At 63.9% G+C, this 11975-nt stretch carries 9 protein-coding genes and 2 pseudogenes; 1 reads left to right on the top strand and 10 read right to left on the bottom strand.

The genetic code is table 11. From position 1 onward, the window contains the following. Nucleotides 1-810: 810 nt before the first annotated feature. Complete coding sequence (locus CA951_RS31350) at nt 811-1632, bottom strand: hypothetical protein (protein ID WP_143543129.1); 822 nt, start codon at nt 1630-1632, stop codon at nt 811-813. 130 nt (nt 1633-1762) lie between these two features. Continuing rightward, the gene (locus CA951_RS31345) at nt 1763-2626 is read right to left on the bottom strand and encodes a hypothetical protein (RefSeq protein WP_087560580.1); all 864 of its coding nucleotides are present in this window, start codon (nt 2624-2626) and stop codon (nt 1763-1765) included. Nucleotides 2627-3489: 863 nt separating this feature from the next. Between CA951_RS31345 and CA951_RS31335 the strand changes: the two genes are divergently transcribed. Continuing rightward, nucleotides 3490-4080, top strand: coding sequence for a hypothetical protein (locus tag CA951_RS31335; protein WP_087560578.1), 591 nt, complete (start codon nt 3490-3492; stop codon nt 4078-4080). Between the two features lie 168 nt (nt 4081-4248). On the opposite strand, the pseudogene CA951_RS31330 reads toward CA951_RS31335, so the two are convergent. From CA951_RS31330 to CA951_RS31290, 8 genes and pseudogenes are all read right to left on the bottom strand, one after another. Next, nucleotides 4249-4593, bottom strand: a pseudogene (locus tag CA951_RS31330) (helix-turn-helix domain-containing protein); the annotation flags it as partial. Nucleotides 4594-4853: 260 nt separating this feature from the next. After that, nucleotides 4854-5243, bottom strand: a complete 390-nt coding sequence (locus CA951_RS31325) for a hypothetical protein (protein ID WP_087560577.1) — start codon at nt 5241-5243, stop codon at nt 4854-4856. A 1254-nt stretch (nt 5244-6497) separates the two neighbouring features. Next, nucleotides 6498-7136 (bottom strand): hypothetical protein, encoded by a 639-nt coding sequence (locus CA951_RS31315; RefSeq protein WP_087560575.1) that lies wholly within the window; start codon nt 7134-7136, stop codon nt 6498-6500. Between the two features lie 11 nt (nt 7137-7147). Continuing rightward, the gene (locus CA951_RS31310; RefSeq protein ID WP_087560574.1) at nt 7148-7708 is read right to left on the bottom strand and encodes a hypothetical protein; all 561 of its coding nucleotides are present in this window, start codon (nt 7706-7708) and stop codon (nt 7148-7150) included. Continuing rightward, the gene (locus CA951_RS31305; RefSeq protein ID WP_087560573.1) at nt 7705-10854 is read right to left on the bottom strand and encodes a LysM domain-containing protein; all 3150 of its coding nucleotides are present in this window, start codon (nt 10852-10854) and stop codon (nt 7705-7707) included. The genes CA951_RS31310 and CA951_RS31305 overlap by 4 nt, the downstream gene beginning before the upstream one ends. After that, complete coding sequence (locus CA951_RS31300) at nt 10851-11312, bottom strand: TadE/TadG family type IV pilus assembly protein (RefSeq protein WP_087560572.1); 462 nt, start codon at nt 11310-11312, stop codon at nt 10851-10853. The genes CA951_RS31305 and CA951_RS31300 overlap by 4 nt, the downstream gene beginning before the upstream one ends. Beyond that, nucleotides 11309-11761: a TadE/TadG family type IV pilus assembly protein gene (locus CA951_RS31295; protein WP_087560571.1), complete on the bottom strand. Its 453-nt coding sequence runs from the start codon at nt 11759-11761 to the stop codon at nt 11309-11311. Before CA951_RS31295 ends, CA951_RS31300 begins: the two co-directional genes overlap by 4 nt. Continuing rightward, nucleotides 11758-11975: pseudogene (locus CA951_RS31290) on the bottom strand (hypothetical protein); the annotation flags it as partial. The gene CA951_RS31295 and the pseudogene CA951_RS31290, both read right to left, overlap by 4 nt.

Raw genomic sequence — 11975 nt, 5'->3', positions numbered from 1 at the left:
TTTTCTTCGCATCCGTCGGGTGGATACGGCGAACCTCAACATTCATCGGTACCACTCCTTAGTCCTCACGACAGCAATTGCGAGGACCATAGGTCCGGACCTTGACTGCCCCACCTGGACCGCGAGCGATCGGCAACTCCGCCACAACAGACGCACCTCCGTCGTAGGAAGTGCCACCACTCCCCATCATCTGGAGGAAGATCCCCACAACTGGGGTTGTGTGACATGTCGTTGGACAGAACCGATGGGTCTCCATCCACAGGCCGACATCGCTCAGCATGATGTCCGCGCCCGGAACACCGTTGGGGCGGCGGCCGTCCTATTTGAAGGCCAGTCTGCCGGTCAACGACACGGTGGCTCCGCGCCTATCGACCGATCACCGGCCACGCCCCATCGACCGTCCTTCCCAGAGGGATCTCGGTACACACGATGTCCGTTACTGAGTAGGCGATCGCCCCGCACCGAGGGCACTGCCCGGGCAGCTGTTGGTGTCGGATCATTGCCCAGTGCTCGTCACACAGGAGGTAGTCCACGCGAGCGTCGAAGTGGCAGCAATCCTTGACGACCACCGCCCAGCGGGCCGCACGCACGAAGCCGACGGGGTCACCGGGGAAGTACTGAGGATGCTCCGCGCAGAACTCACACGGCAGTTCCGTCTGAACGATCGACGGCATCGGGGCGGATCGGTCCGCATCGTCCATACCGAAAACACCGCCCAATCTCGAAACCCGTCACCCGGCCCTCGACACCTCAGCCGAAGAACACGTTCGATCGCGCGCCGATCACGGCATCACCACCCCGCTCAGACACTCAATTTCGGATCGGTGGTCGCCGATACACTTTCCGAAACCTGCTCGCCGCCGTTTCGTACTCATCCATCCACGCGCCCAAACTTGTTCCCTCCTCGTACGGAACCGAAGCGAGAATCAGCAACCTCTGATCGATGGTCGCAAGCAACTCGTCCACCTCCTCCGCTGGAACGGGGGCTGGTTTTCCCCTCAGAAGGAACCACGCCACCAAGTTAATCGTCAACGGATAGACATCCCCGAAAACTAGACGCAACCCTTTGACGGCCTCCCGCAGCCGCTCGCCGCAACCTCGTTGTGAGTCCGAACCCTCGGTAGCAGCAGCAAGTTCGAGCACCAACTCGCGAATGCCGATCAGCTGCGCAGGTAGTGTCGGATCGGTCAACCGCGTCGCCCTATGTCCACGACGCCGAGCCGCATCAAGCTCCCTCACAGCTAAAACAGAGGCGACCGAAAAAATGAAGACGGTCACTCCAGCAACCGCCGCCCACATCCCCGTCGATGAGGGCGCGATCGACTCCCCGTGCGATAGACGCAAAGTCGCGATGACGCCCAAGCTCACGACAATCGCGTAATGCCCAACGAGGAACCTGATGCAGTCGATGTTATTCGGGGAATAAGCTAGGAAAATTGGGAGCGTCAACCCAAGATAGCCGACCCAACAACCGACCCCTACCCACCACCCGGTTGCCGCACCCTGAACGTCGACAACCATGAGCGCCCACAACGCCACACCGACAGCACACGCTAACGAGACACTTCCCACAGCAACAAGACGAAGAACCTCGTCACGATAGAAAATCGGCCTTACCCGTATATCACTCACTCCCCTCCCCTTTCCTTCCCTGTTGTTCGGGAACGCCCAGACCGTCCCCCTAGACGTTCATCCGCATCGCACCTCGGCGCGGTTGAACTTGCCACCACCACCAGGAGAAACCTAGGACTCCTTGCGGCGTTTAGATCCAGACGATCCACCACATCGGGGGGACCGCGATCGCCAGCGCGGTTCCGGCGATGAGGAAGGGGGCGAAACCGAACTCCCCCAAATCCTTCCGGCGTCCGATAAGTTTCACCCACAGCATCACCACGAGCGCGAGGACGTTCGGTAGCAACATCCCTGAGAGCACATTCATCCATCCGACCCATCCCAGGGCAGCACCCAGAATGAAACTCAGCCGCACGTCGGCGAGCCCGGGGTAGCCGCGGGTGACGATCGCGAAGGCAAGGTTGAACGCGAACACCAGCATGCCGGCGAGAAGCGCGCGCCTACCTGCCGCAGGATCTTGATCCACCGCCACGGCGAATGCCCCGAACATCAGGCCCACTGCGGTGGTCAACCGGATCAAGGTCAGCGGAAACCGCAGCGTGAAGTGATCGATCCACGCTGCCCACACGCCCAGCAGGCTCAGTGCAAGCCAGGCCGTCAAGATCGCGTCGCCGCCGGCGAGCAGCACGGCGCCAAACCACATTCCCGCGGTCGTAGCCGCAGGAACGATCCGCCGGCCGGTTGCCTCTGAGGGAATATCGACCGCCTTACACAACCGGGCCATCATCGGCGCTATTGCCGCACTCAACGCCGCACCAATTGCAGCGCAGGCGCTTGCAGCCCACCACAGCCCTGTTGTGCCGTATTCGGCATCAAGCCACCGAACCGCGAACCACACCACCACACTCGCGACGACGACAATCCCAGCAGGCGCGTACACGGTCGCCGACAGATGATCACTGCGTTGCCCTGCCGCATCTTCAGCACCGACGGCCGGCGATTGTGGCTCCTCGCTGGGACCACTGCCCGCCAGCTCGGACGTCGGTTCGGTCATCTTGGGCACTCCTCCGCAACTGTGCGACAGACATAAGGGATAGATCGACACTAGCCGTCCACGTGGACAGTCTCAGCACCACCGAACCCATGCGAGAGCCCGCCCACTGGAAGGGCCCTTCGAGAAACCGCAGCTTGACCCGCTGGTGCGGCGGTGGTCGCGCCGGGCGTCGTTTTGTCCGGGTCATCACACATCACTGGGCTCGACATTGCGTCCTCCCTGTCGGACTGGAATAGAAGCGAGTACTCGTGAATCGACGAACCACCACGGAATTTGCTGCACTGTCCCTCATCACGGCCGCCATCCTCACCGGGTGCAGCAGCACAGAAGCCGAGACCGTATCCCCGTCAGCCGAACCAGCTGCTGCTGCCACACGCGTCGAGTGGTCGACGAACCCCACCGTTGATCAAGGTCAGCCCGGCGTGGCCGACGCTCAGACCCGGCCATCCGAGACACAGCCGGCGACGACTACGCAGGCCACCGCATTGCCGCCCACGAGCGCTCAGTGCGGAATCGTCACGAACAACCTGAACGGTGCGACTGCACCTGTGATCATCATCGCCGGAACTCCGAGCTGCCCAGCAGCACTGAGCACCAGTGATCGCTACCTCAACGACCGCACGGTCGCCGCACAAGGACAAGGGCGATTCGCTGTCATCGACGCTTGGAACTGCAGCCGGCCCTACCTTCCGGACCGATCACACGCCGACTCCTATCTGCAATGCGTCGACCCGACCGGGAGTGCCGTCAAGATCGGCGACTGACACAGAACACCGCGGCACACCGAACCTCGTGCAACCCACGCGCGACGCGCCGGCATCAGCGCTCGCACGAACGACACCAGACGAAGGCACTATTGACTCATGGGGGCACCAGTGAAGAAATCCACGCGCAACTCACGCCGGCCGCATCGTGACCGCTCCGCATCGCCGGTCCGCAGCTATGCGGAATACACCAAGCGCCTCGCCGCCGGGGCGAAAACCGTCGTCATCGACGCCGACCCGGAGAACTGGCTGGACCTTGGTCACATCCCCAGCCAAGTCGAGGTCAAAATTATCGGACAAACCTGCGCGGGAATCGCCGGCGGCTCCATCGCAGCCGCCGGCCGGTGCTTCCTCCAAGCGTCCAACCACGCCAGGGTCACTGCCTACGAACATGCTCACATCGAAGCGTTCGACGACAGCACCGTCGATGCCCGCGGTAAGAGCCATATCGTCGGCACCGACAACGCCAGGATCCGCGCAGAAGACAGCGCCATCGTCTTCGCGCACAGTCATTGCCACGTCCACGCCAACGGTCAAACTCTGATCGCCGCCACCGACACCACCACGGTCCGCATCGACGGCGAGGCCCACGTCCGAGTGAGCGGTGGCGTGCGCATCATCGGGCCCGGTCGACCCGCGAATGTCGAAACCCATCCGATCAGCCGTCTCGCACGCCACCTGAATTTCTGAGCGAGACGATCCCCGCTGTCCGGATGTGCTGCGGGGCAGAACTGTCGAGCTGGGCAGCTCATCCACGCCCCACGCTGCACTCATGGGTCTTGGGCGGCGTGCGCCGGCACGTTGCTGGGCGGCATACGGCCGGTACTGCCCATCGGACGGATCACTGTTGCGGCGGATCTCCCGGCTGATCGTCGAGGGGCTCCGATGCAACTCGACGGCGATCTGTCGCAGCGAGCACCCTTCCCGGAGCCGGTCGGCGATACGGATACGTTCGGTGGTGCCGAGGTATCGTCCCGACTCCGTGTGCAGCGCGGATGTCGCAACCGGCGGAGCTCCCGGGTGGCCGCCGGTGGGTTTGTGTCCGTTGCGCCAGCGCTTACCGGTTCGGTAGTTGATCCCGACGATTCGGCAGGCTTCTTGACTACTCACGCCCTTGTTCACGAGATCAAAATAGGCGCGCCGTTCCCGATGCAAGGTCTCGCCACGCAAGGGGCCTCGTTGCTTCCGTATTTCGAATTCCATCGCCACCCTGAAATGTCGGGTGTTGCGACGACCGATAGAACCCAAGTTGACGCCGGGGCAGAGGGGGGTTCTGGGAACAAAATTGGGGGGATGATCACCAGAACACCAGTAACTCTAGCGGTTCGTCAATCGCTCGACGCATGCCCGCCACCATAAAGACTGGTGGCGGGCGTCTTCGATACTCATCAGCGCGGGTGGCTACGTACTCCCCAAGTTGAACGCCTGTGGAAGTGCCGTGGGGCAGCCTGCCGTCTGACTACCTACTTGATCCCCGCCGCGTCGAGAATAGATTGCGGGCTGCCGCAGACATCCGAGTTGTCGACTGCGCTGCCCTCTCCGTCGTGTCCGGCATAATCCAGCACGCCTTGGATCTGCGATGTAGACAGGCCTGCCTGATGTTGCCGAAGAACGAAATCGGAGTACGGCAGGCAGATCGCCTGTCGTACAACTCGTGGGTCGTCTACATCTGCCAGGTTCGAGATCGTTCGATCAACGCCCTCCGCCGCGGCGAAGACCATTGTCCCAATGAGAAAGCCGCCGAGCACGATCAACAAGGCGATCGCGACGGCCGCGACGGCCGCGACCTTCTGCGCAAGGGTGCTCACCGGCTTGGTTGCGGAAGTGGTCGTAACCGCCTGCTCTACGGTCATGCTGTTCTCCGTTCTGTTGGTTTCCGCAGGAGACGACAACTCGTCTCCTCATTAGCGAGCCAGAACGTAGCAGTGGGCTTCTCCATCACACGCTCACTCGATCTTGCAATCAAACTCCAGCAGCAGCACCACTTCCTGATCAGAGCTACTTCACGGCTCATTGCACAGCTCGCGACGTCGACACCGCAGCGACGCGAGGGCATCGATCCGGGGACTCAGTCCTGCGCGTCCAGCGCCACTGAGTTTCTGACCGGACCGACGCCGCACCAACATCGAACGGAGTCCACGTCGAATCAATTGGGCGTAACCAGCACCTGTAGCTCACCGATTCGCTGTTGGTAGTTGGAGGTCAACGGAACAGGCACGACTCCACCTGCTCCGCCACCTGGCCATACTGCTGTCCAGTTCACAATCCAGGCCGCCGTCGCCGATACGTTGTTCACGCCGCCGGGCTGCATGATCGATGTCTTCTCGATGTGGTGACCGCATGTCGGGGATGGCAATCCACTCGGTGGGGTCAGCGGACTGGCGTCGATCAGGTCGTTGTACGGGGTGAACGGCAGAAGCGCTCCCGGGCAGATTGTCGGGAGGGACCCGTCCCCCCAGTTGATCGTGACACTCGAGTTGACAGCTGTGGCGGTCACCACGACGCCTCCCGGACCGGGGACGACACGTGTCACGGGGCCGACGGTGCTCTCCCGGATCTGATCTGGGCAGTACCACGCCCAGGCCTCTCGGCCGACGAGGCCTGTTCTGCCACCCGGGAAGTTGGCGGGTTCCGGCGTCCAGCACATCGGCGGCTCCTCAAGCTGCATCCCGGTCACGGCTGTTCCCACCACATTCATGACCTGCGCCATGCTCACCGGGGTGGCCGGCATACCCACATCCGGACTCAGCGGAACGCAGTCTGTGAATCGGCCGCACGCCTTCAACTGCTCCCGAACCGGAGGTCCCGTAGGAGCGGCCACGACGTCACCACCACCGCTGTATCCAGACCCACCGCCGCCCGTCCCCGCTGCACTCGCCCCTGAGGAGCCGCCGGAGCCAGGCGACGCCGAAGGTACCTGGATGTAGCTGCCTTGAACGACAATGTTCGCACCCAGATTTCCGGAACCGGGAGCGACGTCTATTCCTCCAGAACCGAAGCCGGGTTGTCCAAGCGCTGAGTGTGGCGACGCAACCAGGCTCCCCAGAACGAGCGCGCCGATCACGGCCGCATGAAAACGACGACGATTTGGCATGTGTTCTCCTTGGTTATGGTGCATCACACGGCGCGTATCGGGCAGCTGCATCGCTGGTGACTCGCCAGCCGTTTGCATCGGGCCAATCCGCATTCCGGACGGTCAACTGGGCGAGCACAAACTGCGGCCGGTTGACGTCGTAGGCGGGACTACCGTCTGACTTCGTCCAGGTCATACCGGAGATGTCGGTGCAGGCGCGCACGTGGACCCAGGCGGGCCCGGAGATAGCCTTGCCGTCGTCGCCTACAGGTATGCCGGCGTCGGTGATCTTCGCATCGACAACCTTGACGTCGCCCGCTCCGACCACGTTCTGCGATCGACGCAGGGTGATATCTCCCCGCCAGCTATCCAGCACGGGACCACCGGCAACGGTGTCGAGCTGCTCAATCGGCACTGCGGGATCGCCATCAAGCTTGCCCACGACAGCGTAAAAGTCATTGACCTTCGCAAGCGCCTGTTCCCGTGCCAACTCGTCAGGAGTCTTGTTCGACGTGTCCGCCCCGTCGGGACCCTCGAACGCCGGGTCACCGGTGACAGTGAGCTCTACCGTCGGATCCGCAGCGTCGTTGTCGGAGCAGGCGGTCACGCCGACCAATAGGGTCGTCGCAGCCAGGCCGGCGACGGCGGTTCGGCGGATGGTGGTGTGTGCCATAGTCGTATCTCCTAGAAGAGTCCGGCGTTGCAGGGCGTACCGGGCAGTGTGTAGTCGGCTGTGACTCTCCATCCTGCTGGGTCGGGCCAAGCGGTGTTCGTCAGGATCGGCTTCCCGAGCTCGAGAACGTCGGTAGCGCGGGCGAGGCAGACGTCCATCTCGATGGTCGCGGTGCCGGGCGTAGGGATGCCGTTTTCGTCGATCGGGATGTTGTGGCGGGTGATGGTGTTCTTGAGAACCTTGACCTCGCCTGCGTCCGCCTCGATGCGATGCGCGGTGATGTCCCGCTTCGTCGATTGAAGGAAGTTGCCGGCCGCGACATTGTCGAGATCTGCGGGGTTGGCGGCGGGATCGGCACTCAGACGCGCGAGCACCGTGTAGTACTCGTTGACCTTCACCAGTGCGGCTTCACCGGCCTGTTGCTCGGGGGACTTTCCGGAGCCGGGCGGCCCGGTGAACGTGGGTCCGGCGTTGGTTTCGAGGGTGACCGGTTCTGGGGTCAGGATGCTGCAACTGGCGCTCAGGCACATCGCGGCAGTGAGTGTCGCCAGTGCGGCGATGCGGCGCGTCATGATGCTGCTCCGATCCGGTAGTGGCTCCCGTAGGTGGAGTCGAGCTGACTCAAGAGCATCTTGGTTTCGTGTTCGGGCTCTTCTTCGAGGGCGTCGAGCTCGGTGATCATGCGATCGATCAACCTTTGGGTGGTCTCGGTGTCACCCGAGAAGTGGGTGGCGATGATCGCCGCACGCCAGCACCCTTCGTGGACGATGTCGACCTCGAGGCCCGTCTCCGCGGCGGCGTGTGCAGCCGCGAGGTCCTGGGGAACTTGTTGGCCGCGGATGTAGCGGGTGGCGAGCTCCTCGGCGACGTCGGTAACGGCGGAGATCATGTCTTGCTTGGTGTGGTCGGCCCACCCGTAGGCGGTGGGGTCATCGCTACTGAAAGGTTGACCGGTGACCAGAGCTAGTGCGGCGGATAGTCGGGCGGTGTCGACGTCAGCGGGATGGGAATTGACGAGTTCCTGCCAGTAGTCCCAGTCGGTCGTGACGGCGTCGTGGAGCCGTTGCGGGGTCCGGCCGGTTCGATCTCCGGACTTGATGAGGGCGGGTTCACCGGTCTCGGTGTCACCGAGCCACTTACGCAGGCGAGAGAGCGCTTCGTTGCGGCGCCGGCGGAGCCGGGCCTTCGCTTCTTTCTCCTGCTCGGCTGTGCCGGTTCTGGCGGCTTCGACGTCATGGGGCCAGATTTTGCTGTCGATGTCCGCGGCGAGAACTCCGCCATCAGTGGTGATGAGAAGCGCGGCGATTTCGGTCAGGCTCTTCTCTCGGCCTTCGGCCGGCCCTGGTGACGGGGGTGTGACGGCGGGTTCGCCGAGCAGCCTGATCCAGATGTGATCCGCCTCCGGCAGCTCGCCTTCTGCGGTGACCTCATCCGAATCGGACGGCTCTGGTCGGTCGACGGCATGGTCGAGGTCCTCGTTCCCGACCACGCTGAAGGTGGCGGGATCGGAGCTGGTGATGAACTCGTCGGTCGAGATGTCGTTGTCGAGACGGGCTGCTTCCCATCGAATGTCAAGGTTATCGCCCGTGTGGGCAACGCGAGGTTCGCGTGAGGTGGTGGTCAGTAGGTCTAGGACAGACGCGTAGCTCTCCTCATCGAGGGTGGTCACTGTGATGCCGGCCGACGCGATTCCTGGACGAGCAAGGACGGCCGAGCCGTTGTCGTCGACCTCGAGGGTCCATGTGGCGTTGGTATGTGCGCTCTCGGTGGTCACTGCGGCGAACGCGATTCGGGGTGCGTGCCGTGCGATGCCAGCGAGAAGCCCGGCCTGTGCCTCGGTCACCGGATCGGCGATCAGAACGATCTCGGGTGCGGTCAGCTCGCTGGTGGTGTACGACGTGCGTGCCTGCGCGATTGACTCGAAGTCGTTGTCCGCGAGGATTTCGGAGTCGCGTTCGACGTGATTGGCGAGTGTCGTCAGTACCGTGTCGGCGTCCTCGGAGTGGGTGATGCGGCCGTTGTCGATTGCCTCCGGCAGGTCGGCGCAGTATCCGACGAGGTTGAGGTGGAGGCTGTCGGCGATGGGCGAGACTGCGAGCTCGACGGCGAGCGCACGCAGCACCCCGGCTGTTGCAGTCGGGGTGCCGCTGATGGCGAGGTGGCCGAGCTGTTCGAGGTTGAGCAAGAGGTCGCGACCGTCGTCGCTGGTTCCGACTGCCGTCAGCGCCGGGTACGGACTGATCTCGGCCTCGGGAACGCCGCGCGGAAACGCTCTCGGATCTACTGACCAGGTGGTGTCGTCGATCTGTGTCCAAGGCGCGGGGAGTGAGACCTGTTCGACGAGTCCGAGCTCGATGTCGTTGTCACCGACGAAGACCGCCAGCAGGCCCGGCAGAGCGATACCCGTGGACCTGCAGTGGTGCGCGAGGTGCCGCAATGCGATGTCGACATGGGTGGTGGTGAGCGGATCAGCGGCGGCCGTGAGTGCTTGCTCCGCCTGGATCGCGGTTTCGGCGGGAAGGGCGATGCGCTCGCCGCGGCGGCGGCGATGTTGTTGCTTGCGGCGACGAAGAGCGAGGTGCCCGGTGAGTCCAGCTGCAGCAACCGCTGAGATTCCGAGACCGATGAACACGACGTCGGATGAGCCGTCCTCGGTATCGGTCTCTGCCGGCGCGTCATTGGTGACGAGGTCGGCAGGCATTTGAGGCTCGACGGGGTCGAGTTGCCAGTTGGGGGCGACATCCACAGGCGCGGGCGCCGGAGCGGGAGCCGGAACAGCTTCCGGAGCGGGAGCGGGAGCCGGAGCGGGAGCCGGAGCCGGAGCCGGAACAGCATCAGCCGGCGGCACCAAGGCCGGCGCCGGCGTAGCGTCAGCCGCCGCGGAGGCGGCGGTGGGCATGATCAATTGCTGGCCGACCGTGATCAGCTCGCCAGCCGGGGTGCCGTCGGGAGTCGTGATCTCCTTGAAACGCAAAGGGTCGCCGAGCTCTCGCTCGGCGATATCCCACAGGGTGTCGCCCTGCTTGACCGTATAGGCGCCGCGTACCACCTCGGGCTGGGATGCGGGCAGCTGCAGGGTCAACCCTTCGGGCAGAAACCCTGGCTCGGGGACAGCGGTCCGGTTGAGGTCCAGGATCTCGGCGTAGCGGCGGCCCTCTCCGAGATGCTGCTGGGCTAATCCCCACAGGGTGTCTCCCCGCAGGGTCGTCACTGTCGGCCCCGCCGGTTGTACCGCCACCCGGGTAGCCCGCGGATCCACCTGCGTCTGCGGTGAGGCGCTCGGATCTTCCTGCTGTGAGTGCGGTGCGTACGGAGAGGTGCTTCCCACGTCCGCAGGCTGGGTCAGGTCGGGTGCGGCGGTGGCGGTTCCGGCGGTCAGGAGCAAGAGGGCGCCGCTGACGAGGAACGTCGCCGTCCGCTGTTGTGAGCGAAGAAGGCGCAGCTTCGGCGTTTTGACGCCGCGCAGTGTCGCCGCGAGTTCGAGCAGAATCGGGACGGTGAAGGTGGCCCAGGCCGCCCAGCCGACAAGGGGAAGAAGGGCGATGAGAAGACTGCCGTCGTCTGGACTTGCGAGCAGACCTGCGAAATCCGACCACGGTATGTCGAGCGGATTGCCGCGCAGCGCCCAGAGCGCGGCCGGGATCCCGGCGACAAGCATCACCAGGATCAGGAGGTAGCCGAGTCCGGCAAGGCGGGACCGCGCGGTGTTTGCGCTCACGGTATGTACACCTCCCCGGCGTTGGTGCGGTTGAGATTGACAGCGGCCGTGCCGACGAGCAGTTTCGTTCTGGGGTATGGCAGAAGTTTCGAGTTGTAGACGATGCGGGTCGTGATCAGGAGGGTGCGTGGGCCGGTGGGGATCACGTCGCCGTCGACGCCGGCCTCGAACAGGTATCTCTTGGCGGCTGCCGTCGCGCGGACTGGGTCGACGACGGTGTCGATGCCGCGGGCGCTCACCGATCCGATGATCTGCTGACCGGCTGCTCGGGCGGCATCCTCGGCGACGTTGTCGGCTCGCTGGTCGGTGGTGAGCATGCCGCCGCCGTCGACGATCAGTCCCCAGACGAAAAAGATCAGGACTGGGGCGAAGAGCACCGTCATCAGGGTGACGGCGCCCTTGTCGCGGTGCTCCTCCGGCAGGTGGGAGGTGAGTCGCTTACGCAGGGCGTTGGTCATCGGGTGCGCTCCCGGTAGGTATCGATCGGCGAGATTGCGGTAGCGGTGACGGTGCGGGCACCATTGACTCCGGGCCATCCGAGTGCGTCGAAGGAGACCTGGCAGGTTACGGTGACCTCGACCGTGGCGGGGACACCGGGTCTGGTGCGGAATCCGCTGGTATCGGCGTTGACGTTCATGGTGGCGCACTTGAGGCCTTGTCCGTTCATGCTGTCGGCCGCTGCTTGGTACGCCAGAGGGGTGGCTGTGGCGATGGTGCGGGCGAGTGAGGCTGCACGGGCACCCTCGGTGGCGGCGTGTTCGACCTTCTGATGCGCCTGGCGGTTGACGCCGTACGCATACATCCAGCCCAGGAGCACAATCAGGATGACGACCGCGAGGCACAGCTCGATCGTGACGTCGCCCCGGTCATCTCGGCGGGCGCGGGATATCCATCGGGTGAGTCTCATCCGATTCCTCCCGGGTTGGTGACGCGTTCAGTCGGTTTGGTGTGGTTGACGACGATGGGGAATTCGAGACCCGGGACGAGGGAAGGTGCCTTTCCGGTGATGTTGACGGTTGTTTCACGGATGGTCTTGCTGACGAGGACCGCCGGGATCTGCAGGTCACCGGTTCCTGCCTGGGCGATGCAGGCGTAGGCGGCAGCTGTTCCTAGCGCTTGGT

This window comes from Rhodococcus sp. NCIMB 12038 (assembly GCF_002165735.1).
GTDB lineage: Bacteria > Actinomycetota > Actinomycetes > Mycobacteriales > Mycobacteriaceae > Rhodococcus_F.
This window is presented reverse-complemented; position numbering and strand designations above follow the sequence as displayed.

Excerpts from the sequence above, each read along its gene's own strand:
- CA951_RS31300 (WP_087560572.1), bottom strand. The coding sequence starts at position 11,312 with ATGACCAACGCCCTGCGTAAGCGACTCACCTCCCACCTGCCGGAGGAG.
- CA951_RS31335 (WP_087560578.1), top strand. The coding sequence starts at position 3,490 with ATGGGGGCACCAGTGAAGAAATCCACGCGCAACTCACGCCGGCCGCAT.
- CA951_RS31295 (WP_087560571.1), bottom strand. The coding sequence starts at position 11,761 with ATGAGACTCACCCGATGGATATCCCGCGCCCGCCGAGATGACCGGGGC.
- CA951_RS31345 (WP_087560580.1), bottom strand. The coding sequence starts at position 2,626 with ATGACCGAACCGACGTCCGAGCTGGCGGGCAGTGGTCCCAGCGAGGAG.
- CA951_RS31325 (WP_087560577.1), bottom strand. The coding sequence starts at position 5,243 with ATGACCGTAGAGCAGGCGGTTACGACCACTTCCGCAACCAAGCCGGTG.
- CA951_RS31315 (WP_087560575.1), bottom strand. The coding sequence starts at position 7,136 with ATGGCACACACCACCATCCGCCGAACCGCCGTCGCCGGCCTGGCTGCG.
- CA951_RS31310 (WP_087560574.1), bottom strand. The coding sequence starts at position 7,708 with ATGACGCGCCGCATCGCCGCACTGGCGACACTCACTGCCGCGATGTGC.